Raw genomic sequence first — 26,862 nt, 5'->3', positions numbered from 1 at the left:
AGGTTTAGCAGTGCGCTGCGATCAATAGACCGCGAGCGGCACTATTCATTCCCCTGATCTTCCCCAACAGCGCCATGGCAGCGCAATAACCGCAGCTCTACATCCAGGGTTAGTGACATCGGTGCACTGCTTAACAGCGCTTGCCGAGCCTCGTGGGTGGCGCGGTAGTTGTGGGGTGTCATGCTTAGCAGCTCGTCAAGCTCGCTGCGTGACAGTGCGCGGGTTTGTTGGTGGACGCGCACTCGCCTATGCAAGGGGCCGATAAGTTGTTCTGCCTTGTCCAGGCTCGGTGGCTCGCTGCGCCGCAATTCGGCGTACAGCTTTTCCCGCAATTCCAGTAAGTGGTCGGGGCCGCTGTCCACCTGAAGATAGTAGCCGCCGTCGCGCAGTAGCCGTGAAAATTCGTTGTACACCGGAAAACCGAAGGCGCAGAGAACTATGTCCTGGCTGGCGGAGGGCAGCGGCACGCTGCGATTACTGGCAACAATGCCGTTTAGTGAGCGGTTGCGCTGCAGGCAGCAACGCAGCGCCCACTTTGAAATATCCAGGCCGGTTGCCGTGACGTTGCCGCCCCGGTCGGCCAGCGCTTGTGCGAGCGTGTTGAGGTAGTAGCCATCGCCGCAGCCGGCGTCCAGGACGCTGCATGACGCTGCCTCACCAAATTCGTCGAGCAATAACTGAGTGATGGCATCGGCAATGGGCCGGTATATACCGCGATCCAAAAATTGCTTGCGCGCATTGACCATGGCTTTGCTGTCGCCGGGGTCCTTGGATTTTTTGTGCTGTACCGGCAGCAAGTTGATGTAACCTTGGCGGGCAATATCAAAGCTGTGACCGCGCGGGCAGCGCCACTGTTGATCGCTGCGCTGCATGGCCTCGCCATCAATGGGGCAGCAGAGGTGTTGTAGAGCAAGTAAGGGCATAGTTGTTCACGGTTTGATACAGTGCGCAGCATACAGTGACACGGCTGGGCGACGCCATCGCTCTGACAGAGATTACGGGAATCATTACACAATGTTGAAAAAACTCCGCCAGGAAAAGCGCCAAAAACGCGCATTGGCCGAGGCGATTGACCGCCGAGTTGAGGCCTTGACCCAGCGCTTTGAGGCCGATGCCTTGCATCGCACAGAACGGGGTGTGGCGGAAAATACGCCGCGCCCCATCGTTGTTTCGCTAACCAGTTTCAGCAAGCGCATTCACGATGTGTATTTAACGATAGAGAGTCTGCTTCAGCAGTCTCATAAACCGGATCGTATCGTGTTGTGGCTGTCTGCCGAGGAGTTCAGCGATGCCGACATTCCGGCAATTCTGAAGCGTCAATGCGCGCGCGGGCTGGACATCGAGTTTGTTGAGAAAGATCTCGGCCCCTATACCAAGTTCTTCTACGCCCTGCAGAAATACCCCGAGGCGTTATTACTCACGGTTGACGACGATATTCTTTACCCACAGGACATGGTCGACCAGCTCTATCGCGCTCACTTACAAGCGCCCAATGAGATTCACTGTACGCGCGGCCACCGTATCCGCTTAGACGAAAAGGGCGAGCTGCTGCCCTATAAGCAATGGTGGCGGCGCAATGATGACCGCGACAGCTCGCTAATGATTTTCCCCACTGGCGTGGGTGGTGTGCTGTATTTCCCCGGTTGTTTTGACGACAGCATTGACGACGTTGAGGCCTTTTCCCGTCTGGCTCCCAATGCCGACGACGTATGGTTGAAAGCCATGAGCCTGAAAGCGGGTACCGTGTGCACCATGTTGGAAGGGCGTGGGGTGTGGATGCAGCGTTTTCCAGTGATTGCAGGCAGCCAGGAGGTGTCGTTAAAGCGGCGCAACAAGAGCAAGCGCACCGGCAATGATGAGCAGATCAAAGCCGTGTTTGAAGCCTACGGCTTGCTGCCTGTGCTGCGTGAGGTAGCGGCGCGCGAGCCCGGCATGTAGCGCCGGGGCTAATCGGCGGGTACCGCGCGTTCCTTGCACCATTGGCGAAGGGCGTCAATACGCTCACTCATTGTAATGGACAGCGGCACGGTGTTACCCAGTTCACCGACGATATGGGCGGTGCTTAGCGCTTCGTCGCGGGCGTTTGCGGTGTAGCCCGCGGCAACAATAGCCTGTTCGATCTCGGCGCCGGTAAACCCTGCGCTTTCCTCAGCCAGTACCTCCAAGGAAAAACTGTCGGCTGAGTAGCCGCGTTTTTCCAGGTGAACGGCGAAGATGTCTTCGCGTATTACCGGTTTGGGCAAGTCGACGAAGAATATTTCATCCAGGCGCCCTTTGCGGATCAATTCGGGCGGCAGGTGTTGGATGGCGTTGGCGGTTGCAACGACAAAAACAGCTTGCTGGCGCTCTGCCATCCACGTTAACAGGGTGCCCAACACCCGTTTGGCGGTGCCGCCATCATTGCTATCGGCGACAATGCCTTTTTCAATTTCATCTATCCACAGCACACAGGGTGACATGGTTTCGGCAAGTGCAAGCGCCTCGCGGACATTGCGCTCCGACTCGCCAAAATACTTGTTAAACAGCGCTCCCATATCCATGCGCAGCAAGGGCAGGCCCCACATACCGGCGACGGCCTTGGCGGCCAGGCTCTTGCCACCGCCCTGAACGCCAACCAGCATAATACCCTTGGGTGCATCCGTCTGGCTTTGCAGAAACGCGGCCTCACGCTTTTGCAACCAGTCGCGCAGTTTCAGCAGGCCACCGACATGGGCAAAACTCTCTGTGTCGTATTCAAAGCTTAGAACACCGTCCATATCTAGGAGTTGAAACTTGGCTTTGTTGACGGCCTGAATATCTGACTCGGTGATGGCGCCGTCCTGATAGATGGCGCCGCGCGCCAGTTTTCGCGCGTCTTGCAGTGGCAGCCCCCGAAGATTGCTGACCAGCTTGTCCAGGGCGCGGCGGTCGGTGCGGACCTTGCGCCCCTTGTCCTTGGCAAATTGCTGGGCTTCGCGGTGAATCGCGGCGAGCAGTTTGTGGTCTTCGGGCATCGACAGCGTGAAGCGCGCCGTCATGCGCTTGAATTCAGCGGGAATCTGCAATGCATGACTGATAAAAATAAGACACTGCTTTGCCGCCTCTGCTTGCATGGCAATGTCTTTAATCAAGCGCACATTCAGCGGCTCATTGACCAAATACGGGTGGAAGTCACACAAGGCGTATAGCCCCGGTGAATTGGCGGCGCGAATATGTTTGAGCGCAGCCTCTGGCGACGTTGTTTGCGGCAGCGATGGTGAGTCCACGAGGTCGGCACGCCGCAAACCGTCGCTCGCTGACCAGGCATAGAGCGGTTTCGCGAGTTGAACGCCGAGTTTGCTTAGCAGGGTCAGTGCTCGGCGCTCCTCCCAGGTTTCGATAACAATAATCGGGATGCGCGACTCGATGATGAGTCGCAGGTCGTGGCTATTATTCATAGTGCTTTAATGCGTACTCGCGGTAACTTATGCCGGCTCTGCGGTACTGGCTAATGCGCTTTCGCGCAGCTCGTCGTAAGCGCGCTGGATGCACTCTCGGTAAAAGTCGGGGTCGGGCATCATATCGCGACAGGCGGTAAACGACAGGGCGATGATGCCGCGCTTGTTTTGCACGCTGGAATAGACAATGTGGAACAGGCCGACGTTGGGCAACAGCGGTCCAAAGTTCATGCCATTAACTAAGCGGGCGCCGCAGAAATACAGCTGCTCGCGCGGGCCGGGAACGTTGGTTATCACGGTGTTAAAGATTACCGCTGCCTCGGACAGGCCTGTACTTGAGGCGGCGCGCAGCGCGAGCTGCAGAACTCCGCCATGTAATACATCGGTGACATCCACCGCAACACGAGGCCCCAGCGCGTTGGCATAGGCTTTGGACTCCAGCGAGGCTTGCTGAATGTGGGTGAGGCGCTCCATAGGGTCGGCGATGGTGCTGCACAGTGACACGGTCATAAAGCCGACCATATTTCCGCCGCTGTTTTGCTCGGCGGCGCTGCGCACATCAATGGGGCAGCCGCCAACCAGGGTTTTTTCCGGCAATTCCCCCTTGGCGCTGAGGTAGTGACGCAGCGCGCCCGACACGATGCATAGCATCACATCATTAATCGTGGCACCCTCGCAGTGCTGTTTGATGCTGCGGAGCTCGGCGAAGTCAAAATTCACAGAGTCGACCACGCGGTGGGGGGACAGTTTTCCCTGAAAGCGTGTGCGCTGTTTGTCGTCGAGGCTTCGGAAGTCATTCTCTTTTCTACCGCGGCGGATACGCTGCCAGGCGGGCACCAAATTGCCCACCAGTTTGGCGGTCTTAAGGGGTTTGCGCAGATTATTTGCCGCGGCCTTCTTCAGTATGTCGCTTCGAGTAAGTATGGATTCATGCTCAGTGTCCGGCACCGGGATATCTTCAACGGTTGGGCTGAGGTCATGCAGCAATGGCAACAGGCGCGCCCCCGTGGCGCCGTCCATAGCGGCATGATGAACTTTTAGCAGCACTGCGAAGCAGTTCTCCGGGAGTCCGGGGACGTTGTCCAGACCCTCGATGACGTACATTTCCCACAGCGGCTTTTCCATATCGAGCGGGCGCGAGTGGATGCGGGCAGCGAGAATACACAGCTGCCGCCAGTCACCCGGCTTGGGTAGCGCCATGTGGTGGATATGGCGTTCGACATCGGGGTCTTCGACTTCTTCCCACCACGGCTGGTCCAGGCCCCAGGGCACGCGCTGCAGTTGGCGGGTGAAGATCGGCGACAGCGGCGCCCGGGCGCTGATTAACTCAATAATCTGTTTGAAGCGAACCAAACCGCCGTCGGCGCTGGATTGGTCGTAAATGCCGAGGCTACTGATATGCTGCGGTATGCCCGCTGCCTCGGTATGGATGAACATGGCATCTTGGCCGGAAAGCTGGTGCATAGTGCTACCCCCTGCTGAATTTTATTGTTGTGTCTCGAGCCTTTTCTCGGCCCTTAGTCGCCTTGCCGCTGGCGTTGTTGTAGTGACCATAGTTGAGCATAGTGGCCCTCGGCTGCAAGCAATTGTTGATGATTACCCTGCTCAACAATACGGCCTTCGTGCAGCACCACAATGGTATCGGCATCGACAATGGTCGATAGCCGGTGCGCGATCACAAGCATACTGTGTTGTCTGGCAATGTCTCGCATGGCGGCAAGAATGGCTTGCTCTGAATTACTGTCCAGTGATGACGTAGCCTCATCAAAGACAATAATCGGCGCGCCCTTGAGTAGTGCCCGGGCAATTGCCACGCGCTGTTTCTCGCCGCCTGATAATTTTAAGCCGCGCTCGCCCACCAGCGTGTCGGCACCAGCGGGTAGGCTTTGAATAAAGTCTTGCAAGTGGGCAAGGCGAATGGCTTCGTCGATGTCCTCATCGCTGGCATCGACCCGGCCGTAGCGAATATTGTCGCGGATGCTCTGATTGAATAGCACGGTATCCTGAGGGACGATGCCGAGAACACTGCGCAGCGACTGTTGGCTGATGGTGGCGATGTTCTGGCCATCGATCAAAATTTGCCCGCTGTCGACATCGTAAAAACGAAATAACAGTTTCAGTAAGGTGGACTTGCCCGCGCCGCTGCTGCCGACGATGGCGACTTTTTTGCGCGGCGGTAGGCGGAAACTAATATCGCGGAGAATCTGCCGGTCGCGGTCGTAAGCAAAGCAAACCTGGCTGAACTCCAGTTCTGCATCACGAACCGATAGCGAGGGCGCGCCGGCCTTATCGGTAACGCTGGCACGTTGGCGCAGCAGGGCGAACATCGCTTCAATATTCGCCATTGAGCCTTTCATTTCCCGGTAGACAAAGCCAAGAAAATTCAGCGGCATGAAAATCTGCATCATAAAGGCGTTGATCAACACAAAATCGCCGATGGTCATGCTGCCCGACAGGGTGTCTTTGGCGGCCAGCAGCATTGCCGATGTCATCGCGGTTGCAATGATAAAGGCCTGGCCGGCGTTCAGGGCAAACAGGCTGAGACGGTTCTGACGTCTCGCTCGCTCCCACTGCGCCAGCTCGTTGTCGTAGCACTGGGCTTCGTAGTCTTCATTGCCAAAGTATTTCACGGTTTCGAAGTTGAGCAGGCTGTCGACAGCGCGACTGCTGCTGCGCGATTCGGCAACATTGGCGCGGCGTATAAAGCCGGTGCGCCACTCTGTTGCCACCACGGAAAACCCGACATAGCTCACCACGGCAAGGAGTACGATCAGGGCGTAATACACGCTGTATTGCCAGCCCAGTAGTACCAATACCATGCCGATCTCAATAAATGTCGGCACGATGTTAAACACCATAAAGCGCAGTAAAAAGCTGATGCCATTGGTGCCGCGTTCGATATCGCGAGACAGGCCGCCAGTGCGGCGGTTTAGGTGAAAATCCAGGTCCAGTTGGTGCAGGTGCTTGAATACCGACAGACCAATGCGCCGCATCGCACGCTCAGTAACGCGGCCAAACAGAGTATCGCGTAGCTCGCCGAATAATACGTTGGCAAAGCGCAGACCGCCGTAGGCCAGCAGCAGGCCGATCGGTGCAAGTGTCAGTGCGTTCAGCCCGCTGGTGTCCAGGTAGTCGACGATATGTTTTAAGGCAAAGGGCAGGCCGACACTGGCCAGCTTTGCCGCGATGAGGCACAGCAGTGCCAGGCCGATGCGCGGCATATGGGGGCGGAGGTAGGGTACCAGCTCTAGCAGGGTACGGGCGCTTACCCGTTGGTCTTCAGAATAGGGAGTGTGCCCGTGCATAGCTAGTGAAGTCTCTCGTCGGGAAGCCGGTGTGCCTGCAGCTCAATATTTTCAATATGCTTGCCCAGAGTAATAATGCGGCCCTGATAGCGCTCGTCACCTTGAGCGCTGAACTCGAAATGATAGCGGCGCCACACATGAATCTGCCCCCTGCGATTGCGCTTCCACCACAGTGCGCGGAGCGCAATATTTTCATCGAGTAACTGCAGCTGATGTGCGGCCAAGTGTCGCTTAACAGCGATCAGGCAGTGCTCTCGTACCCCGACCGATGCCCAGAGGTGGTAGAGCACTATGCAAAGAAGAATAAGGGCGACCAAGTCGCTGAGTTGCAACACTAAAATATCCAGGCAATGAATAGCCAAAATATCAGGAAGAAGCTCACAAAGCCGCCAAGCATGAACTGCAGCTCACCGAGCAGGCCATCCCCTGCCGCAAAGGCGAACACGACTAAGGTGGCCACCGTGACAAAAAAAGCGATGACGGCGGCATTGCGCAAGTCGAGGCCGGGGGTGAAGTGCTGGTCAATGAAGCCGGCAACCAATGGCAGCATCATAGCTGTCGCAGCGCCCAGCAGGAGCAGCAGCCCAAGCAGCAGGCCGCCAATTTTTAAGACTTGCTGGCGGTCTGTGCTCATTGCTCGTCAACTTGGCTGGCTTTTACCAGTTCCCTGAATACCTCGGGGCGGGGCATGCCGCTAGCCTGTACCTCGGCCTTGTCACCCGCCGTAAAGATGCTCAGGGTGCCAACGCCGAACATACGGTTCATTAGAGACTGACTGATTTTTACGGTGCGAATACTCGACGTGTTGAGCTCGGTGCGGTCTTTATTCAGCAGTCCCTGCTCAAGCACGATCTCGTTGCCATTAATTTCAAGGCGAGTGGCTTTGCACTTAAGGTACCAATACAGCAGGATCAAAATGCCAATCCCAACCGGCACCAACAGCAGCGCGAGAATGAAGCCGAATGGCTTGTTGCGAAACATGGCGGGGTGTTCTGCGTATTGTTGGCTCACTTGTATCTCTCTTTATTCTACAGGGTTGCTACATTCTACACGCTATCTGGAGGCTGTGAATTACGTTTCTGTGGCGATAACCGCTGGTCCGTAGCGCTGGTTAAATACCGGCGGCATGCGGCGCGGCTTGCCGTTGCTCAGCCGAATGCATACCAGCTGCCAGCGCGCCCGAAGAAGGGTAACGCCGTCGCGAGAGCGTTTTAATTGAAAGCGTCGCTCCATCGTAAGGCGCTGGTCGCTAGCCGTTAACCACGTGGCCATTTCGCACTCTTCATCTAAAAAAGCTGCAGCGACATAGTCATACTCCGCATGCCGAATAACCATTGCGGCATCGAGTTGATGGTAGTCGTCCAGATTTAGCCCCAGCTCAACGGAATGTTGCCAGCCAACCCGCTGGCACCAGCTCACGTACACACCGTTGTTCACATGGCCCAAGCCGTCAATATCGTCGCGGCCGACACTCAGGCTTTGGGTAAACGGGGCGGGCAGGTCCCAATCGGAGTTTACAATTGTCATAGCCTTTCCCTTTGCCAAAACGGTATTATGGCGACTGCCGCGAAGAAGGGAAGCGTGTGAACTGTGGGTTTGTGTCACAGTGAGCAGAGTGGCAGCTTAGTTAACTCGTTTTTTTGTGATGCAGGTCTCAAAAAGCGCGGGGTTTTCCGCGTCTACTTCGGTTTTCCCTTACTTCGCCTATTTCCCACTGCTGGTTCAATGTACACACATGCCCCATCAGTGGATGAGGCGCTTCGGCGTTGGCATGGCGGTGTGAATGCACAGCTCTCCCCCTATTGTTGGCAGGCACCTCGATACCTGTTTTTACGGAGTTACAGAACATGTTCAAACTTAATAAATTTAATCGCGCTGGCCTGCTCGGCCTAAGCGCTGCGGTGCTTCTTACCGCTTGCGGTGGCGGCGGTGGTGGCGGTTCGAGCTCAGGCGGCTCGAGCGAGCAAGCGACCTACCAAGGTGTAGAAGGCCCATTAGACATGGTTCAAGAGCCGTTGTCTGAGCAAGTGCTGGGGCAAATTGCCTCTGCAGCCGAAGGCACTCCTTTGGAAGGGGCTGTGCAGTGCGTCGACCAAGTAGTAGTACAAGACACTGTCGATGTACTTGATAGTATTTTGGGAGCAGTTAACCCCGACTCTATTAATGATCCTCAACAAGCGTTTACCGATGCTGCAACGAATATTCAGTTGGCTGTGAACGAGTTGTTGGCTGACCTTCCTGCATTACTGACTTCTCTGGCAGGACAAGGCGACTGTACTGGCCCGAGTGGCGCACCGATGGGCAGCAACCCGCTGGCGGGTACTCCCTTAGCTGCGCTGGGTGACGCGCTGGCTCCGCTGTTAACTGCAGCAGGCGGTAGCGGTTTTGGCAATGGTGAAAATCTTGATCTGACGGCACTGCAAGCACTGACTGATCAACTGTCTTCAGCGTTTAATGAAGGCTTGGCCAATCTGCCCGCAGAAGTGGCCGACGCGCCAGTTCTTGGCGGTCTGCTGACCACCCTGCAAACGACCTTTAACGATTTGGACACGACTATCGGTGCCCTCGACGATGCCTCTGGCGACGAGACGGCTGGCGCTATCGCGACGACGCTGGATAACTTGCTCAGTAACCTGCTGACTCAAGTTGTTCCTGTCGAGTTCATCGAAGAGCAAGCTGGTCAACCGGGAGCGGTTAGCAGCCAGATTAAAGATGGTATCGGTCAGGTAACGGCGCAGTTGGACAACGGTCTTGGCGCGGTGCTGGACCCTACATTCGGTGCACTGTTCGGTGGCGCTCTGGACCCACTGTTTAGCGGTTTGAACATGCTGCTGACACCGATTGGTGAGGCAATTACTGGCGGTCTGGCTTCAGGCGGCTCTGGCGCTGGCCCAACTGGCACACCTCTCGATGCCTTGCTGGCACCCCTGGAAGGTGTATTTGCTGCCCTGACTGGTGGCGGTAGTGGCGACGGCCTGACTGGCACACCGCTTGACCTGTTGCTCGACCCGCTGGCTTCAGCATTGGGCGGCGGTGGTTCTTGCCCCTTGGCAGAAACGCCTCTGAACCCGCTTTGCACCGTGGTTGATGGCCTGTTATCCGGTCTTGGTGGTGGCGGCAACCCACTGGATCTGTTGACAGATTTGCTCGACACCATTCTGGGCCCCTTGTTGGGTGGTCTGGGCTAAGCGCTTCGCGTCAGTGGTGAAAAGGCGGCCAACAGGTCGCCTTTTTTTTGCCCGCGACTATGAATAACTCGGTTTTTCCGTACATCGAAAACAGTGCCGTATTGGTTGAATACAGTGTGGCGTCGGGAAGGGAAAACGATGATCGGCGCCGGGTGCAGAGCCTTTCTGTACCGAGTGGCGACTTAAGGGAGTAAAGCCTATGTTGAAATTATCCTCATTAAATCGCGCCTTCATACTGGCATTCAGTGTCAGTTTGGCACTTAGTGCCTGCGGAGGCTCGAGCAGCAGTAGCAGTAATAACCCCAGCAGTATTCCCGATGGCGGTAATGGCGCCGATGACGGCGGCTCCGGTGATGGCGGTAACGATGGCGGCAATGATGGTGGCAATGATGGTGGTTCTGATGGCGGCGGGTCCGGGTCGGGTTCCGACAACGGCGGCTCAAATGATGGCGGAGACGAGACAAGCCGTTATCAGGGAGTAGAAGGACCGCTGGATGTGATTCAGCAGCCCCTGTCTGAGCAGGTGTTTGGTGGCTTGGCGTCGGCAGCTGAAGGCACGCCGTTAGAAGCCAGCATCAGTTGTCTGGATCAAGTCGTCGCGCAAGATACTGTCGATATTCTGGATGCGGTGCTCGCCGCCGTAAACCCCGAATCGGCGGCGGATCCGCAGCAAGCCTTTGCGGCAGCGGCGGAGAATGTGCAGCTGGCGAGTAACGAGCTACTGGCTGATTTGCCGGGGTTGTTAATGTCGCTTGCAGGGCAGGGCGATTGCGACGGTAGCGCTAGCCCCGGCGGTGACAACCCACTTGCCGGAACACCCCTGGCGCCCTTGGGTGAAGCCCTTGCACCGCTGCTGAATGCCGGTGGTGGTGGCAGCGCTGATGGCGATCTCGACCTGACCGCACTGACCGTACTCACCGGCCAGTTAAGCGATGCATTCGAAGAAGGTTTGAGCAATTTGCCGGCCGAGGTGATGTCGGCGCCGGTCTTGGGTGGCGCACTGACAACCCTGCGTGTGACCTTCGCCGACCTTGATAATACCGTGGTGGCTCTGGACAGTGGCAACGGCGTATTGACGGCATTTCGCGTGTCGCAGACCGTTGAGCACCTGCTAAAAAATGTACTGACCGGCATTGTTCCAGTCACGTTTATCGAAGAGCAGGCCGGGCAGCAGGGTGTTGTGTCCGACCAGATCAATAGCGGTGTCGAGGCGTTAAGTTCGCAGCTTCTCGGTGGTTTGGCGGTTGTGCTGGCACCCACCTTTGATCAGTTGTTTGGTGGTGCCGCAGCACAGTTATTCGCTGGCGTGAATACCATTTTGACCCCATTGGGTGAGGTGCTGAGCGACAGTGTGAATGGCGGCGGTTCTGGCGCTGGCCCCACGGGTACGCCTCTCGATGCTCTGCTTGCTCCACTCGAGTCACTGGCTGCGGCGTTGCAGGGCGGCGGTAGTGATGGTGGGTTGACTGGCACGCCCCTGGACTTGCTGCTGGATCCCATTGCGTCGGCGTTAAGTGGTGGCGGGTGCCCGCTAGAGGGGACGCCGCTAGCAGTACTCTGTTCGGCAGTGGATCAGCTTCAGTCGGCAGTCTCCCAGCAGCCGGGGGCAGACCCGCTGGCACTGCTGACAGATACCCTGAAAGGTCTACTGGGTGGTTTGATCCCCTAAGCGTTTCGGCGACCCCCTGCAGGGCGGCTTGTTAGCCGCCCTTTTTATTGCTCTTGCAAAAAGCGGCGCTGGGCTTCTTCAACAACGATGGCGTGTCGTCTGGCCAGTGCTTGGCGATCATCGTCGTAGCCACCGCCAATGACCGTTGCCACCGGGATGCCCGCTGAGCGACAGCGCTCGATGACCATGCGGTCGCGCTGGCGAATGCCGTTTTCACTGACCTTTAGCAGGCCCAATGGGTCGCCGGCATAGATATCCACGCCAGCATCGTAAATCACCAGCTCCGGGCGGGCGCTGGCCAATGCCGTTTCCAGGGTGTCGCTGACGATGCTCAGGTATTGATCGTCCTCACAGTTGCTGGCCACCTCAACATCCAGGTCGCTGCAGGCCTTGCGCGCGGGAAAATTTTTCGCACCGTGTACGGAGCAGGTAAAGGCGGCGGGCTCGTCGGCGAGAATGGTGGCCGTGCCATCGCCCTGATGAACGTCGCAATCAAAGATCAGCAAGCGCTTCACCCGGCCCTGAGCAAGCAGGGCTTTAGCGGCGACAGCCAAGTCGTTGAATACACAAAAGCCAGAGCCGAAGTCGCGATGGGCGTGGTGAGTGCCGCCGGCAAGGTGGCAGGCGATGCCGTGGCGCAGGGCCAACTGCGCGGTCAAGAAGCTGCCATTCGGCGAGATCCAGCTGCGCGTAACCAAGCCCTCGCTCCAGGGCAGTCCCAGGCGCCGCGAGGCCTGTTTGTCCAGGGTATTGTTGGTGAAGCGCTTGATGTAGTCACCGCAGTGAGCGAGTTGCAACAGCTCGGGTCGGGCTTTTCCCGGCCGATAGACGTTGCTTGCAGAGAGAATATGTTGAGCGGCTAAATACTGATTTAGCAGGCCAAATTTTTCCATCGGAAAGCGGTGCTTTTGATCAAAGGAATAGCTGTAGACAGGGTTGGTGACCAATGGCAGTTGCTTCATAGGTGAGAGTAATCGTTCTGTCATTATTGGCACATATCGTGCGTTGCTGTTGGGCGAAAGCGCACCGCAACGGCTGTCGATCTGTCGGGCGGTGGTCGCGAAGATTGTCCCGTCGGTCAGTCTTTGTGTAGTATTGCCTCATTTTGCGCATCTCGCTCACCGTTTTGAGCGGGTGCACACTCCGGGGCGTCCCTACTAATTGCGCTCTAAATCGGTGCAGCGATGACAGGTTGGCTATGCGGGATCACTACCAAATAACCGTTACGAGTTTTGAGCGAACGCGGCATTATCGCGTACCACAATTTATTAAGCACTTTGCCACGGGCTTTGTTGCTGTGCTTGGACTGTTATTTGCCGGCGGTGTGCTGGCTATTTACGTACTCAGCAATAAGCTCGATGCAATGGACCAGGAGCTTTCTCGCCTTCATGTCCAGCAATCCGAAATTCGCGCAGAGAATACGGCTTTACTGCAAGAGCAGCAACGACTGCAAAATTCCGTTGAAGAAAAAGTGGCAGCCCTGTCTATGATGGGCGAGGAATTAGGCAGCATTGAGGCGATGATGGGCCTGTCTCCTAATCCGGATGCGGAGATTGAATTTCGCTTGGATACCGCAAGCCAAACAGCGCAGGAAAAGCGCTATATGCTCACCGCCATTCCCAGTGGCTACCCCCTGGAAGAGGCCAAAGTCACGAGCTTCTACGGTATGAGAAAGCACCCGGTGTTGGGAAAAATGAAATTGCATGGCGGGGCCGATCTGCGCGCCCGCATTGGTACCCCGGTGTATGCCACGGCCAATGGTGTTGTGGAGTGGGCAGGGTACAACGATGGCGGTTTCGGGAAGATGGTGAAGTTGAGTCATAACTTTGGCTTTACTACGGTATACGGGCATTTAAGTAAGTCGACAGTGGCTGTTGGCGACTATGTAAAGCAGGGAGAGCTGATTGGTTACAGCGGGAATACAGGCTTGTCCAGCGCTCCCCATTTGCACTACGAAGTTCGCCACTTGCATCGGCGTCTCGCTCCGAGAAGTTTTATGGAGTGGTCGCTGGAAAATTATGACGGGCTTTTCACGCGCGAGGAGAGGATAAAGTGGGACTCATTAGCAAAAACAGTAAGAGATCAGATAGCCCTACCCGAACGACGATTATCGCTGCGGGGACCCATTTCGTCGGGGACTTCGAGTTAAAAGACAGCTTTCACTTAGATGGGTCGGTAGACGGCAATATCACCTCGCAGGCTGATGTGACCATCGGTGTGAGCGGGCATTTTAAGGGCGACATTAAAGCCAAACGCGTGCTGGTGAGCGGCAGGCTCGATGGCAAGGTTGATGCCGACTACATCGAAATTGTGGCATCAGGGCAGGTGAATGGCGATATCCGGGTGCGCGAGCTGGCCATTGAGTCGGGAGGTCAGTTTATTGGCGCAAGCCATGTTAAAAAACACGACACGCCAGTACTGACACCCGTCGACGCCAGTGCCGAGGCAGACAGTAGCGACCGTGCGGCTGGCTGATTGTCAGCGCCTTCACCGCAGCGGTTGCAGATCGTTTATAATGCGCGGCTTTTGCTTGGAGGCAATCATGGCAATCGATCAGGCGTTAATGCAGCGCAGCCAGGGACAGTGCGAGCTGTGTGGCAGTAGTGACGGGCTCAGCGCGTATGAGGTTAGCGGTTCAGAGCAGCCAGCGTCGGTGGTGCTTTGTGGTGAATGCCTTGCGCAGATTGCCGGTGACGATGCCCTGCAAGCGGCGCGCTGGCACTGCCTGAATCAAAGTGTATGGAGCACTGAGCCCGCTGTTCAGGTGCTTTCCTATCGAATGTTACATCGCCTGAGTAGCGAGCCCTGGGCGCAAGACCTGCTGGATATGGTGTTTCTTGATGAGCCCCTGCAGAAATGGGCGGACGCAGGGCTGGCCGATAGCGACCAGGTGGCAACTGTTGACGCCAACGGTGCGGTACTTCAGGCCGGCGATAGCGTTACCCTGATCAAAGACCTTAACGTCAAAGGCACCAGTTTCACCGCCAAACGCGGCACTGCCGTTCGCAATATCTCCCTTAGCGATAACCCCGAGCATATTGAAGGGCGTGTCAATGGCACGCGCATTGTGATTATTAGTAAGTTTGTTAAGAAGTCCAGCTGAGTCTCGCCCGTGCTCCGGGTTAGAAGCCAAGAGCACGGGGTTGGTTGCGGCGCTAAACAGGGTTTGATTCTGCTTCCTGAGAAGGTTGCTCTTCAACGGCGACTTCGGGCTCCACGGTGAAGCTAACCGTGCTTTCTTCACCAGCAGTGACGGTGGTCGATTGCACTTCCGTGAAATCTATATCGTCATCAGTACCTGGCTCGTCATTTGCGGGTTCGCAGGTGTAGGCGACGCTGTAAGCCGCTTCGCGTGCTTCGACAAAGCCGATGGTGAAGGTAAATTCGCCGCTTTCGTTCTGCCCCACTTCGGCACTGGCAATAGGTCGCACCCCGGTTGCCAATTCGCTATCGAAGTAGTCCTCCGGCATAGCATCACCCGTTGTCAGGTCCTCATCGTAGAGATAAACCGCACCATTGCCCTCGTTTAAAAGGCATTCGGGGTGATTGACCACGGTCGAGCTGACAGAGCCGCTGATGCTGCCCACTTCGAGGTTATTTACCAGTCGTAATGCAGGCCGTAGCAGATAGTAGTCTTGGTTTGCCGGTTTGGTCAGGCCCTTGCGTAAGACAAAGTCGATAGTGAAATCTGACTTGCTTCCCGCGGCGATCGTGAAACCTGACACAAGTCGCAGAAACTGTGGGTTGCCGTTGGGGTTGCCATTTTGTTGGCCCGGAATATACAGGTCGGTTTCATTGCCGCCCTCTGGGGTGACGGTTGAGTTCGGGAAGCCGCCATCAACAAAAATACGCAGTTGGTTGTAGTCGCCGGGAGGGATGCTTGCCTCTGAGAGGATAGGTGTTGAAGCGTTACCGGTAAGGTCGAGCAGGTTTTCAATGGTAACGGGCTCATCGAAGGTGATGGAGACATCATTTTCGGAGCCAGACGCGGCTTTCAGGTCAATGCGTGTGAACGTGACTTTTACTGCCTCGACATCATCGACCGGGGCATCGGTCACAGAGAATGTCGTGGTGCTTGAGCCGCCAGAACCGCTAGAGCCTCCACCGCAGGCGCTCAACAGAATGGCGCTGGTAATGGCGATTGCCAGAGGTTTATAAAAAGGGGCTTTATCTTGTTGGGTCATCATTGCTCTCTCCAGCATTGCGTAGGTTTTATTGTCGCCTCCCTGCTGTTGGTGACAGCTTAATTTTGCGTCACACCCTGTTAGGTAAACCCTAGCCCAGAAAGTTCAGCGCTGCTCATGCTTTGCAGAAGTTGTGTGGGTGCCTCCTCAAAAATTGATCGGTTATCGCCATTTATGGCGGTATTTTTCTGGTGAATTTTTAATGCCGCTATGCTGTAATCGCCGCTAACAAGACGTTTTTGCTTCCTCAAACCCAAATAAGAATAGTATTTAGGGGGAACATTGAAACCGACCGATGTAAAAGACCCGGAGTATTTCCACAGGGTGGTGGATTGCCAATATGCCTGTCCTGCCCATACCCCCGTTCCCGAATATATTCGCCTGATCGCGGCTCAGCGCTATACCGATGCGTATATGGTTAACTGGGAGTCGAATGTCTTTCCCGGTGTGCTTGGGCGCACCTGTGACCGCCCCTGTGAACCCGCGTGCAGGCGTGGCAGGGTGGAAGAAGAACCCGTTGCGATTTGCCGGTTAAAGCGCGTGGCTGCCGATAATAAGGCGGATATACAGGACCGCTTGCCGGTCATCCCGAAAAAGAAAAACGGTAAGCGAATAGCCTTGGTGGGTGCCGGGCCAGCGTCGCTGACAGTTGCCCGCGACCTCATGCCTCTTGGTTACAACATCGACTTATTTGACGAGCAGCCAGCGGGCGGCGGATTCATGCGCAGCCAGATACCGGCGTTCCGGCTCCCTGAGTCGGTGCTGAATGAAGAGGTCGATACCATTTTACATATGGGGGTGGTCAGCCACTTTAGGCACTATGTCGACAGTTTGAAGGCGCTGCTTGAACAGAGCGATTACGATGCGGTGTTTGTTGGCAGCGGCGCGCCCATGGGACGCGATTTAGATATTTCTGGTCGCGAAGCCGCCGACGCGAATATCCACATTGGTATCAATTGGCTGGCCAGTGTGGCGTTTGGTCATGTGCAGACAGTTGGGCGCAGAGTGCTGGTACTCGGCGGCGGGAATACCGCCATGGACTGCTGCCGAACAGCCAGACGTTTGGGGGGCGAAGACGTGCGCGTGGTGGTGCGCAGCCCCTTTGAAGAGATGAAGGCCTCCCCCTGGGAAAAGGAAGACGCCCAGCAGGAAGGCATTCCGATCTACGATAACCATGTCCCCAAGGCGTTTCTTGTTGAAGATGGCAAGCTGGTTGGCATGCGCTTTGAGAAAGTGAAGGCCGTGTACGAAGACGGCAAGCGGCAACTGATACCCACCGGCGAGCCGCCAGTCGATATGGCCTGCGACGATGTGCTGGTCGCCATCGGTCAGCAGAATGCGTTTCCCTGGATTGAGCGCGATATTGGTATTGAGTTCGATCAGTGGCAATTGCCCGTTGTCGATAAGGACACCTTCCAGTCGACGCTGCCCAATGTGTTTTTTGGTGGCGATGCCGCCTTTGGCCCGGAAAATGTGATTACCGCTGTTGCCCATGGCCACCAAGCGGCGATTTCTATTGATCTGTTTTGCCGCGGCGAGTCGGTGACACAGCGCCCGCCGCCGGGGGTGACCTTGGTCAGCCAGAAGATGGGTATTCACGAATGGAGCTATGACAATCAAATTGAAGATGACGCCCGTTATCGTGTTCCCCATGCCAACCTGGATCAGGCATTGTCCGACCGCAGCTTAGAGGTTGAGTTAGGCTTCGATGCCGAAACAGCCTTTCACGAAGCGCAGCGCTGCCTGAATTGCGATGCGCAAACCGTCTTCACCGAGAAACTGTGCATTGAGTGTGATGCCTGCTTGGATATATGTCCAACCAGTTGCCTGAGCTTTGTTGTTAACGACGACGAAGAAAGCACGCTGCGTCAGAAACTGCGGATGCCTGCGAACAATCCTGATCAGGCCATTTATGTATCCGACAACCTCGCAACTGGCAGGGCCATGGTTAAAGACGAAAATGTCTGCCTGCACTGCGGTTTGTGTGCCGAGCGCTGTCCTACTGCGGCTTGGGATATGCAGCAGTTTTATTACAGCGTCAGCAAAGCCGGCGAGGAAGTACAGCCATGAAGCGTATCGAAGCGGTCAATGATTTTGTCATCAAATTCGCCAATGTTAACGGCACCGGCTCGGCGAGTGCCAACAATATGTTTGCCAAGGCGCTGTTTCGTATGGGTCTGCCGGTAAGCCCCAAAAACATCTTTCCTTCTAATATTCAGGGGCTACCGACCTGGTTCGAGGTGCGGGTGAACGAGAAGGGCTTTCTCGGTCGCCGTGGCGGCATCGATATGATGGTCTGCATGAATCCGCAGAGCATGGCGAAAGACATCAAAGAATTAGAGTCCGGAGGTTACTTCCTCTATGACTCCAGCAAGCCTCTCGACCTGCGTTTACTGCGCAGTGATGTTACCTTCATTGGTATTCCGCTTCGCGACTTGTGCCGTCGGGAATTTAGCGATCCGCGTCAGCAGCAGCTGTTTCGCAATGTGGTCTATGTGGGGGCGCTCGCCGCGCTGCTGGATATCGAGTTTGATGTGCTTACCGGCCTGGTGGCCGACCAGTTTCAGGGCAAGGAAAAGCTGATTACTTCCAATGTGCGGGCCCTGGAACTGGGTTACCACTACGCTGCGGAGAGCATCGACTGCCCGCTGGGTATTCGCGTGGAGCGTCGCGACGCCGTGGGTGACGCGATCCTTATCGACGGCAACACGGCGTCGGCGTTGGGGGCCATCTATGGTGGCGCAAGCGTTGCGGCCTGGTACCCCATTACGCCCTCGACCTCGGTCGTCGATGGTTTTGATAAATACTGCAAGCGCTTGCGCATTGATCCTGCCAGCGGCAATAAGAACTACGCCATTGTGCAGGCTGAAGATGAGCTGGCGGCAATTGGCATGGTGATTGGTGCCAGTTGGAACGGTGCCCGCGCATTTACGGCAACCAGTGGCCCGGGAATTTCGCTAATGAGTGAGTTTTTGGGGCTGGCGTATTTTGCCGAAATTCCCTGTGTGCTTATTAATGTTCAGCGAGCCGGGCCATCTACCGGTATGCCGACGCGAACACAGCAGTCGGATGTGATGGCTTGCGCCTATGCCTCCCACGGCGATACCAAACACGTGCTGTTGTTTCCGGCCACGGCGCAGGAGTGCTTTTCCATGACGGCGGAGGCTTTCGATTTAGCTGAAGAGTTGCAGACCCCAGTGATTGTGATGAGCGATTTGGATCTGGGTATGAATGACAGTATGTCGCCGCCGTTGAGCTGGGATGACCAGCGCGAATACCGTCGTGGCAAGGTGTACAGCGGCGAGCAACTAGAGGCGATGTCGGAGCGCTTTGGCCGGTATCTCGATACCGATGGCGACGGTATTCCCTATCGCACCTACCCCGGTGCCCATCCGGAGAAGGGCGCATTCTTCACTCGCGGCACCTCCCGAGACGAGTACGCCGTGTACACCGAAGACAGCGCGCAATACGAATTGAATATGCAGCGCCTGCTGAAGAAATGGCAAACGGCATCCACCAAGGTGCCCAAAGCGGAGGAGTGCAACGCGAGCGGCGCTGCAGATGTAGGGGTGATTTACTACGGAACCAGCCACGAGGCAGCGCGAGAGGCGGTAGACAGTTTGTCGCGAGCGGGGATTGCCGTCGACACGCTGCGGTTAAAGGCCTTTCCCTTCGATGATTGTGTGGCCGCGTTTATTGATAGCCACAAGCAACTTTTTATTATTGAGCAAAATCGTGACGCGCAAATGCGCAGCTTAATCGTCAACGAATGCCTGGTATCGCCGCGTCGTTTAGTGCCTATTTTAAACTACGGCGGTATGCCGATTACCGCTCGGCAGATTGAGAGCGATATTTGTCGCCACCTTGACGAGAACAAAGTACAACCGCTGCGCGCCGCCAAGGAGACCGTGTAATGACCTATTTACGCCCGAGTTTCCGCCATCCAGAGCAGCCGATTAACGAGTTGGGTTTTACCCGCAAGGATTATGAAGGCGCGCTATCGACACTCTGTGCGGGTTGTGGCCACGATTCGATTAGCGCGGCGATTGTGCAGGCCTGTTTCGAGTTATCCATCGCCCCACACAAGGTGGCCAAACTTTCCGGTATTGGCTGCAGCTCGAAGACACCCACCTACTTTCTCGGCAATTCTCACGGCTTCAACTCGGTTCACGGCCGCATGCCATCGGTCGCGACAGGTGCGAACCTGGCGAACCGCGACTTAATCTACGTTGGCGTCTCAGGTGACGGCGATTCAGCATCCATTGGTATGGGGCAGTTCACTCACGCCGTGCGTCGCAACGTGAATATGATGTACGTGGTCGAGAACAACGGCTGCTACGGTTTAACAAAGGGGCAGGACTCCGCGACCGCCGATGTTGGCTCGGCCAGTAAAAAGGGTGAGCCCAATCCCTTTGAGGCCATCGACCTGGCCAGCATCGCCCTGCAGCTCGGTGCCAGCTTTGTTGCGCGGAGCTTCTCGGGGGATCGCGAGCAACTCGTGCCGTTGATCAAGGCAGCGATCAGTCACCGCGGTTTTGCCTTTATCGATGTGATCTCACCCTGTGTCACCTTTAATAATAATCCGGCTTCGACCAAGGGGTATGAGTATGTGCGCGACCACTTGGCGGCGACGGGGACGGTGGATTATGTTCCGTTTAAGCAGGAAATTTCGGCCAGTTATGCCGAGGGTGAAAGCAAGGCGGTAACGCTGCATGACGGCTCAGTGGTGCAGCTTCGCAAGGCGGATCCAGAGCTGGACCTAAACAGCCGGCGCTCGGCGTTGCGCTTGATAAAGGATTACCGAGCCAAAGAGCAAATTCTCACCGGGCTGTTGTATATGGATGAGGATTCTCAGGACCTGCATGAAATTATCGGTACCAGCAAGACACCGTTGCAGGCCTTGACCGAGGCAGAGCTTTGCCCCGGTCAGAAGGTATTAGACAAGCTCAACGACAGTTTGCGTTGAGCTTGTCTGCGGCTTACCAGCGATAGGAGGCTTGCAGGGCGAGCGTCCGGGGTGGGTTGGTAAAGCCGTGGTGGCTGGTGGTGCCTGCGATGACTTTCTTGGCCACGGGGGTGTCAACCGCGTACAGCACTATCAGCTCGTCGGTGAGGTTTTTACCCAGCAGCGCCAGCTCCCAGGTGCCGTCTGCCGCAGACAGTGATACCCGGCCGTTGTACTGAATAAAGGCGTCTTGTTTTACGCGCTCATCCAGGTTTGGCGACGGGTGGTACTCGTCGCTGAAGATGGCATCCAGGTTTGCCCGCAGCATTAAGCTGTCACCCAGTGCGCTTTCGTACGCGAGCAATAAGTTGCCCGAGAAGTCGGCGGCATACTGGTTGGTTTTACCGGAGTAATCGCAGTTGATGCCATTGGGGTTGTCGGGAATCTGGTCCTGAATACAGGTGCCGAATTCGTGATTTTGAAACTCAAAGTCCAAAAACGCCAAGCCACCGGCAAGCATCAGGTTTTCACTCAGTGCGATACGGCCGTCGAATTCAATACCCTGGGTCACAGCGCTGGCGGCATTGCCGACATTGAAGCCCAGGGTGCCATCAAACACACTGACCTGAAGATCGTCGAACTGGGTGTAAAACAGTGCGGTATTCAGCTCGGCAACACCGTCGAACAAGGTGGTTTTCAAACCTAACTCGTAGGACGTGGCGCGCTCTTCCTCATACTCGAAGCTACCGATTAATACCTGCGGGTTAGGCCCAACGGCATTGGGGTTGCTCGGTGTGGGGTCGGCACTGGGCGAAGAGTTGGAGCGGGCATCGTAGCCGCCCGATTTAAAGCCTCGGCGAGCGGAGAAGTAGCTCATTGCCGCGTCGTTGATGTCCCACTGAATATTTACCAGCGGTGCAAACTGTGACTCGGTGCGCTTACCTTTTAAGTCGTGGCGCTCAGCGGCAAAGGTCACCGCAGCGGCGGTATCGGTTTCACCGATCGGCAGGCGAGAGCCATCCGGCAGCCCGAACTCTAGCTTCCTGCTGCCGCTTTTCTTCTCGTAGGTATAGCGGCCGCCCAGAGTCAGGCGCCAACTCGGGTTGATGATCCAGGTGCCTTGCATAAAGGCCGAGGCAATAATCGAGTCGCTTTTGAAATCGCGCGGTGAGCGAATATCGATCAGCGAGTTACCCGCATCGCCAATACCCAGTAGTTCAAAGCCGCTGCTGCCATTGGCGCCGGGGTCGATGTCGCCGCGTGCGCCGCCTTCAAGCAGGTCGGCAGCATTGATCAGCTGGGGAATCAGCGTGGAGGGCAGCACAATGGAGTCGAAAAAGTAGACATCGTTGTACTGGAAGTACGTGCCGGCGATCATGTCGAAGTTCTCGCCCGCCGGGGATATCCAGCGAAATTCCTGGCTGAACTGCTCGTATTCCTCTTCCATGACCACCTGGAAAAGGGGTGAGCCGGTAAAGTCGCAGTCACACTCTTCATCGTACTGGTAGGCCATGTAGGCGGTAGTCGACGAGAAGGTGTGCCCGTCTTTATACCAGTCCATATTCAGGGTGACGTTTTGCGTATCGTTATAGCTGAAGTCGCCATTGGCGTGGCGCTTGCGATCGGCCTTGGTGTCGAGCACCGAGTCATCGGCCTGCATATTCAGAATGGAGCCGTTGTCCTGCAGTTGCAGCAGGTTGCGCACCGGCGCTGGCAGGGCAGCGAAAACACCGCTGGCGGCGCCGAAGTCAGGGAATACAGTGTTGTTGAGAATCTCACCATAAGTGCGCCCGGTGAAGATAAAGATGTCTGAGTCAGAGGGAGTGTCGTTAATAATCTCCGACTGACGACCCACCACATCGAAGCTGCCAATTTCCAGTTTCAGCATGGCCTTGAAATCATCGCCTGGGTCCCAGCCGACTTTCAGTCGATAGGTTGCCTCGTCGCGCTCGGCCTCATCGCGGTCGAGAACCTGGTTTTCCACAAAGCCGTCTATCTGGCGCTGGCGCATTGCAAAGCGCATGCTCAGTGCGTCGGTCAGTGGGCCAGAGGCAACAAAGTCGATCACTCGTTCACCGAGGTCGGGCTCGTAGGTGCCCTGAATAAACAGCTCGGGTTCCTGGCTGGGCGAGGCTGTGCCGACATTGATGGCGCCGGCAATACTGTTTTTACCCAGCAGGATATTTTGTGGGCCACGCAATACTTCGACACGCTCTAGGTCGAGGAAGGGCGCGCGCGCCAGCTGGGCGCGGCCGTAGTACACGCCATCTACGTACATGCCAACCGATTGCTCAAAGCCTTGGTTTTCACCGGAGCCGATACCGCGAATATAAATGTCGGTACCGATACTGGATTCGGTCATCGTAAAGTTGGGGACGTAGGCCTGCAGGTCTTCAATTTTTGCCAGCCCGGCTTCCATTAATTTCTCACCACCGATTGCGCTGACCGAAACCGGTACGTCTTGCAGGCTTTGCTCGCGCAGTTGCGCGGTAACGATAACTTCTTCCAGCTGTGCGGCAAAAAGCTGCGGGCTTTGGCAGAGTCCGATAGATAGTGCGCTGTATAGTGCAGTCTTTCTTATCATTATGGTTCTCCATTACAAACTGAGGCGCCGCCTAAGCGGCGGCGACAGGTGTTTTCGCGTTGATTAGGCAGCTCGGCCCTGATTGCTTGACGTTGGGTAACGGCGTTTCAGCTTCTGCGCCTTACTTGGGTGCAAATGCGCCTGGCTGAGATTGCCCTGATGGTGAGCGACAACTTTCGGGTCCATCACTCGGAACCACAGCGGCGGAAAGTAGGCGAGGATCATCATCGACGCATAGCCAGAGGGCAGCTGTGGGCTGTCACTAAAGTGTCGCAGGGCCTGAAACGCTCGGTTGGGATGGGCGTGGTGGTCGGAGTGGCGCTGCAGCTGATAGAGCAACAGGTTAGTAACGATGTGGTTGCTGTTCCACGAGTGCTTGGGTAGGCAGCGCTCATAGCGACCCTTTTCATCTTGCTGGCGCAGCAGGCCATAGTGTTCAACATAGTTGATGACCTCCAGCAATGACGCGCCGAGGGCCGCTTGAACCACCAGAAACGCCAGGGCAGGCCAGCCCAGCCAGAGGGTGCATGCCGCGAACAGTACAATCGTCATCGACCATGCCTGAAGCACGTCATTGCGCCAGTGCCAAAAGCTGAGGCCTTTGCGCTCGAGGCGCTGTTTTTCAATTTCGCATGCTGAGCGCAAGCTGCCAATGACGGTGCGGGGCAGAAAGCGCCAAAAGCTCTCTCCCATCCTTGAGCTGGCGGGGTCTTTGGGAGTCGCGACGTTGCGGTGATGACCGAAGTTGTGCTCGACATAAAAGTGGCCATAGGCGACGGGGGCCAGTGCCAGCTTCGCCAAAAACTGGCTGAGAGCGTCGCGTTTATGGCCAAGCTCATGGCCGGTATTGATGCCGATGCCGTTTACGTAAGCACAGCTTAACAGGGCGCCAGCGATACCCCAGGGGCCAAGTTCAGTACAGGCAAACCACACAGCGATTAACGTGCCCACGTATTGCAGCGGGATATACGCGTAAACAATGTATCGGTAATAAGGGTCGGCCTCGAGTTGCGCAACAGCGCTCTCTGGTGGGTTTGAGCGGTCAGTGCCAATGACGAAATCCATCATCGGGATCACCAGGTACACCATGAAGGGAGCAAACCACCAGCCCCATATTTGTCCCGTTGTCATGTAGATGGCGGCGCCAACAATGGGGAACAGTGGAACCAATAGGCCCAAGGCCCACATATAGCGCTTGGGGTCGCGCCAGTGTGAAGTGCTTGCAGACATCCGAAATCGCCTCTTATTGAAGTTAACATGTGTTAAGATGGACTTTAGTCCATTAACTTAACGGGTGTCAAGATTTTATGCCAGGCGCTACTGTTCTCTGATATGTTCTATTTTTGTTGTGTTATCAACGGTTTGTGTGGATGTTGTTGGGCGGTAGTCGTGTGATGGTGTTAACATTTGTAAAAATGCGTTCTCAGTTGAGGAGAAAATGAGCGAGAGCAAGCCCAAACAGAGTCGCAAGGGGAACAAGGAAAAGTTGATGAATGCGGCCCTGAACCTTTTGGCGGAAGATCAGAGTGGTTTGTCTGGTATCAGTCTGAGACAGATCACCAAGGCCTGTGGTTTGAGTCCCCCGGCGTTTTACAGCCACTTTTCCTCGGTGGAGGAACTGGGATTAGCGCTCGTTAATGAAGTGGGCAGCACCCTGCGCGAGGTGTTGAGTAGCGTCAGGGACGCGGAGTCAGAGGAAGCGGTTATCGAGGCGTCAGTGCAGGCGGCGTTTGGGTATATTCGCGGCAATGAACCGCTGTTTATTTTGATCGCCAGAGAACGGGCGGGGAGTTCTTCGCTATTGCGAGGTGCGATTCGCAATGAGGTGCGGGAAATTGTTGAGGACATGGCGACCGACTTCCATCGGCGTGGGCTCTTTGAACGCTTTGACCTCGAAAGTAAGTATGCCGCTGTGGCCGCCATTATTTCACTGGGCCTCAGTTTGATCCCCGACATTCTCGATGTATCGCGGGACTCACCCAGCGAGGGCGATCGCCTACTTGCTGAATTTGAAAATCAAGTAAAGCTCATCTTGTTTTAGCGGGGCCGCCTTTTTGGCGACCCCTCTAATTATTTCAGAGAAATGGTCATATTCGGCGCGCTTGAGCTGGCGTCGTCTTCAGGCCAGCGCGCGGTGATGGTTTTGGTCTCAGTATAAAAGCGCACCGCCTGTTTGCCGTAGGCATGCAGATCGCCCATGAATGACTTTTTCCAACCAGTGAATGAAAAGAACGGCAGTGGGACGGGAATGGGAATATTAATGCCCACCTGACCCACTTCAACCTCGCTTTGGTAGCGGCGAGCCGCGGCGCCAGAGGCGGTGAAGATCGACGTGCCGTTGCCAAAGGGGCTGCTGTTGACCAGTGCCAGCGCTTCGTCGAGGTTGGCAACCTGCATGGCGCACAGTACCGGGCCAAAAATTTCTTCCCGATAGATGCGCATGTCGGTGGTGACATCGGCGAATACCGTGGGGCCAAGCCAGTTGCCGTCGGGGAAGTCCGCAACCTGGCATTGGCGGCCGTCGAGTTTCAGGTTTGCCCCCTCATCCACGCCAGCGGCAATTAAGGCCTCCACGCGCTGTTTGGCTGCCGGGCTGATCAAGGGGCCGTAGCCGGCCTCGGGATCTTTCCAATGTCCGGGGCGAATTGCCCGGAGTTTCTCAGTAAGTTCGTCCAGCCACTGAATCGCATCGCCCACGAATACCGCCACGCTTATTGCCATGCAGCGCTGACCAGCAGCGCCGACAGCAGCGCCCAGCAAATTATTGATCACGGTGTTTTTGTCGGCATCGGGCATGATCACCATGTGGTTTTTCGCACCGGCCATGCACTGCACGCGTTTGAGCTGGTGGCAACCGCGGCGATAAATATGCTCACCGACGGGAACCGATCCCACAAAGGAAATCGCTCGGGTCAGTGGCGCATCAAGCAGGGCGTCGACCTGCTGTTTGCCCCCGTGAACCATTTGCAATACGCCTGCTGGGCAGCCCGCCTCCTCAAAGAGTTCAACAAGTCGCAGCGCGGTCATTGGCACTTGTTCAGAGGGCTTGAGGATAAAGGTATTTCCGCAGGCGATTGCCAGCGGGAACATCCACAGTGGAATCATCGCCGGGAAATTAAACGGCGTAATGCCTACGCACACTCCCAGTGGCTGGGTGATGCTGTAGGTGTCGACATCGCGGGCGACATTCTCAACGGTTTCGCCCATCAGTAAGCTGGGGATATTACAGGCCTGCTCGACAACTTCAATGCCGCGCCAGACATCGCCCTTGGCATCCTCAAAGGTCTTGCCGTTGTCTTGGGCCAGAATTTCCGCCAGTTCATCGTGGTGGGCTTTTAGTAGGTGCTGATAGCGCAACATCAGCCGTGCGCGTTCGGGTACTGGCACTTTCCGCCACGATGCAAAGGCTTTTTCGGCGCCTTCAATAGCGCGTTCAATATCGGCCTCGCTGCTGTAGGGAAGGTTGGCAAGGTGCTGCTGTGTGGCGGGGTCGACAATGCTTTGCGACTCAGTGGATTGTCCCGGCAGGTACTCGCCGTTAATGAACTGCGGAATGATGGTCGTCATGGCT

General features: G+C 56.1%; 23 protein-coding genes. 10 read left to right on the top strand and 13 right to left on the bottom strand.

Going from position 1 to position 26,862, the window contains the following annotated elements; translation table 11 throughout:
- Positions 1 to 41 precede the first annotated feature (41 nt).
- A complete protein-coding gene (locus AC2Q8J_RS07155) occupies positions 42 to 923 on the bottom strand; it encodes a putative RNA methyltransferase (RefSeq protein ID WP_424142722.1) in 882 nt (293 codons plus the stop codon).
- A gap of 91 nt (positions 924 to 1,014) precedes the next feature.
- Here AC2Q8J_RS07155 and AC2Q8J_RS07150 point away from each other — a divergent pair, with 91 nt between their 5' ends.
- Positions 1,015 to 1,938, top strand: coding sequence for a glycosyltransferase family A protein (locus AC2Q8J_RS07150; protein WP_486452514.1), 924 nt, complete (start codon positions 1,015 to 1,017; stop codon positions 1,936 to 1,938).
- Between the two features lie 8 nt (positions 1,939 to 1,946).
- Here the strand turns inward: AC2Q8J_RS07150 and AC2Q8J_RS07145 are convergent, their stop codons facing one another.
- Genes AC2Q8J_RS07145 through AC2Q8J_RS07115 form a run of 7 tightly spaced genes read right to left on the bottom strand, consistent with a single transcriptional unit; the run spans position 1,947 to position 8,248 of the window.
- Positions 1,947 to 3,416, bottom strand: a complete 1,470-nt coding sequence (locus tag AC2Q8J_RS07145; RefSeq protein WP_486452513.1) for an AAA family ATPase — start codon at positions 3,414 to 3,416, stop codon at positions 1,947 to 1,949.
- Between the two features lie 27 nt (positions 3,417 to 3,443).
- Positions 3,444 to 4,880: a wax ester/triacylglycerol synthase family O-acyltransferase gene (locus AC2Q8J_RS07140; RefSeq protein ID WP_374972246.1), complete on the bottom strand. Its 1,437-nt coding sequence runs from the start codon at positions 4,878 to 4,880 to the stop codon at positions 3,444 to 3,446.
- Positions 4,881 to 4,933: 53 nt separating this feature from the next.
- Positions 4,934 to 6,721, bottom strand: coding sequence for an ABCB family ABC transporter ATP-binding protein/permease (locus tag AC2Q8J_RS07135; RefSeq protein ID WP_486452512.1), 1,788 nt, complete (start codon positions 6,719 to 6,721; stop codon positions 4,934 to 4,936).
- Between the two features lie 2 nt (positions 6,722 to 6,723).
- Positions 6,724 to 7,056, bottom strand: coding sequence for a DUF3301 domain-containing protein (locus AC2Q8J_RS07130; protein WP_286694358.1), 333 nt, complete (start codon positions 7,054 to 7,056; stop codon positions 6,724 to 6,726).
- On the bottom strand, positions 7,056 to 7,355 hold the full coding sequence (locus tag AC2Q8J_RS07125) for a hypothetical protein (protein ID WP_286694359.1): 300 nt from the start codon (positions 7,353 to 7,355) through the stop codon (positions 7,056 to 7,058). The genes AC2Q8J_RS07130 and AC2Q8J_RS07125 overlap by 1 nt, the downstream gene beginning before the upstream one ends.
- Positions 7,352 to 7,732, bottom strand: a complete 381-nt coding sequence (locus AC2Q8J_RS07120; protein WP_486452511.1) for a PH domain-containing protein — start codon at positions 7,730 to 7,732, stop codon at positions 7,352 to 7,354. Before AC2Q8J_RS07120 ends, AC2Q8J_RS07125 begins: the two co-directional genes overlap by 4 nt.
- Positions 7,733 to 7,792: 60 nt before the next feature.
- The gene (locus AC2Q8J_RS07115) at positions 7,793 to 8,248 is read right to left on the bottom strand and encodes an acyl-CoA thioesterase (RefSeq protein WP_286836643.1); all 456 of its coding nucleotides are present in this window, start codon (positions 8,246 to 8,248) and stop codon (positions 7,793 to 7,795) included.
- A 320-nt stretch (positions 8,249 to 8,568) separates the two neighbouring features.
- On the opposite strand from AC2Q8J_RS07115, the gene AC2Q8J_RS07110 reads away from it, so the two are divergent.
- Both AC2Q8J_RS07110 and AC2Q8J_RS07105 read left to right on the top strand, forming a co-directional pair.
- Complete coding sequence (locus tag AC2Q8J_RS07110) at positions 8,569 to 9,909, top strand: hypothetical protein (RefSeq protein ID WP_486452510.1); 1,341 nt, start codon at positions 8,569 to 8,571, stop codon at positions 9,907 to 9,909.
- Positions 9,910 to 10,108: 199 nt separating this feature from the next.
- The gene (locus AC2Q8J_RS07105) at positions 10,109 to 11,578 is read left to right on the top strand and encodes a hypothetical protein (protein WP_486452509.1); all 1,470 of its coding nucleotides are present in this window, start codon (positions 10,109 to 10,111) and stop codon (positions 11,576 to 11,578) included.
- Positions 11,579 to 11,622: 44 nt separating this feature from the next.
- Here AC2Q8J_RS07105 and AC2Q8J_RS07100 read toward each other — a convergent pair whose 3' ends face one another.
- Positions 11,623 to 12,564: a histone deacetylase family protein gene (locus AC2Q8J_RS07100; protein WP_486452508.1), complete on the bottom strand. Its 942-nt coding sequence runs from the start codon at positions 12,562 to 12,564 to the stop codon at positions 11,623 to 11,625.
- A gap of 212 nt (positions 12,565 to 12,776) precedes the next feature.
- Between AC2Q8J_RS07100 and AC2Q8J_RS07095 the strand changes: the two genes are divergently transcribed.
- The 3 genes from AC2Q8J_RS07095 to AC2Q8J_RS07085 all read left to right on the top strand — a co-directional run bounded on the left by AC2Q8J_RS07095 (position 12,777) and on the right by AC2Q8J_RS07085 (position 14,681).
- On the top strand, positions 12,777 to 13,727 hold the full coding sequence (locus AC2Q8J_RS07095) for a M23 family metallopeptidase (protein ID WP_204995127.1): 951 nt from the start codon (positions 12,777 to 12,779) through the stop codon (positions 13,725 to 13,727).
- The gene (locus AC2Q8J_RS07090; RefSeq protein ID WP_286836635.1) at positions 13,631 to 14,053 is read left to right on the top strand and encodes a bactofilin family protein; all 423 of its coding nucleotides are present in this window, start codon (positions 13,631 to 13,633) and stop codon (positions 14,051 to 14,053) included. The genes AC2Q8J_RS07095 and AC2Q8J_RS07090 overlap by 97 nt, the downstream gene beginning before the upstream one ends.
- Positions 14,054 to 14,120: 67 nt before the next feature.
- Complete coding sequence (locus AC2Q8J_RS07085; RefSeq protein WP_424145404.1) at positions 14,121 to 14,681, top strand: PhnA domain-containing protein; 561 nt, start codon at positions 14,121 to 14,123, stop codon at positions 14,679 to 14,681.
- 52 nt (positions 14,682 to 14,733) lie between these two features.
- Here the strand turns inward: AC2Q8J_RS07085 and AC2Q8J_RS07080 are convergent, their stop codons facing one another.
- Positions 14,734 to 15,765: a DUF4382 domain-containing protein gene (locus AC2Q8J_RS07080; RefSeq protein WP_204995130.1), complete on the bottom strand. Its 1,032-nt coding sequence runs from the start codon at positions 15,763 to 15,765 to the stop codon at positions 14,734 to 14,736.
- A 279-nt stretch (positions 15,766 to 16,044) separates the two neighbouring features.
- On the opposite strand from AC2Q8J_RS07080, the gene AC2Q8J_RS07075 reads away from it, so the two are divergent.
- From AC2Q8J_RS07075 to AC2Q8J_RS07065, 3 genes are read left to right on the top strand one after another with little or no spacing between them, the layout of a single operon-like run.
- Complete coding sequence (locus AC2Q8J_RS07075; RefSeq protein WP_286694368.1) at positions 16,045 to 17,832, top strand: FAD-dependent oxidoreductase; 1,788 nt, start codon at positions 16,045 to 16,047, stop codon at positions 17,830 to 17,832.
- On the top strand, positions 17,829 to 19,676 hold the full coding sequence (locus tag AC2Q8J_RS07070) for a 2-oxoacid:acceptor oxidoreductase subunit alpha (RefSeq protein WP_286694369.1): 1,848 nt from the start codon (positions 17,829 to 17,831) through the stop codon (positions 19,674 to 19,676). The genes AC2Q8J_RS07075 and AC2Q8J_RS07070 overlap by 4 nt, the downstream gene beginning before the upstream one ends.
- The gene (locus tag AC2Q8J_RS07065; RefSeq protein WP_204995133.1) at positions 19,676 to 20,728 is read left to right on the top strand and encodes a 2-oxoacid:ferredoxin oxidoreductase subunit beta; all 1,053 of its coding nucleotides are present in this window, start codon (positions 19,676 to 19,678) and stop codon (positions 20,726 to 20,728) included. Before AC2Q8J_RS07070 ends, AC2Q8J_RS07065 begins: the two co-directional genes overlap by 1 nt.
- A gap of 13 nt (positions 20,729 to 20,741) precedes the next feature.
- Here AC2Q8J_RS07065 and AC2Q8J_RS07060 read toward each other — a convergent pair whose 3' ends face one another.
- Both AC2Q8J_RS07060 and AC2Q8J_RS07055 read right to left on the bottom strand, forming a co-directional pair.
- A complete protein-coding gene (locus AC2Q8J_RS07060) occupies positions 20,742 to 23,291 on the bottom strand; it encodes a TonB-dependent receptor (protein ID WP_286694370.1) in 2,550 nt (849 codons plus the stop codon).
- Positions 23,292 to 23,354: 63 nt separating this feature from the next.
- Positions 23,355 to 24,521: an alkane 1-monooxygenase gene (locus AC2Q8J_RS07055; protein ID WP_286694371.1), complete on the bottom strand. Its 1,167-nt coding sequence runs from the start codon at positions 24,519 to 24,521 to the stop codon at positions 23,355 to 23,357.
- A 208-nt stretch (positions 24,522 to 24,729) separates the two neighbouring features.
- Between AC2Q8J_RS07055 and AC2Q8J_RS07050 the strand changes: the two genes are divergently transcribed.
- Positions 24,730 to 25,332, top strand: coding sequence for a TetR family transcriptional regulator (locus tag AC2Q8J_RS07050; protein WP_204995136.1), 603 nt, complete (start codon positions 24,730 to 24,732; stop codon positions 25,330 to 25,332).
- Between the two features lie 29 nt (positions 25,333 to 25,361).
- On the opposite strand, the gene AC2Q8J_RS07045 is transcribed toward AC2Q8J_RS07050, so the two are convergent.
- Positions 25,362 to 26,858, bottom strand: a complete 1,497-nt coding sequence (locus AC2Q8J_RS07045; RefSeq protein ID WP_204995137.1) for a CoA-acylating methylmalonate-semialdehyde dehydrogenase — start codon at positions 26,856 to 26,858, stop codon at positions 25,362 to 25,364.
- Positions 26,859 to 26,862: the final 4 nt, after the last annotated feature.

The organism is Spongiibacter sp. C9W, assembly GCF_057370015.1.
Note: the sequence above shows the minus strand (reverse complement) of the source record. Positions and strands in the feature narration are given on the sequence as shown.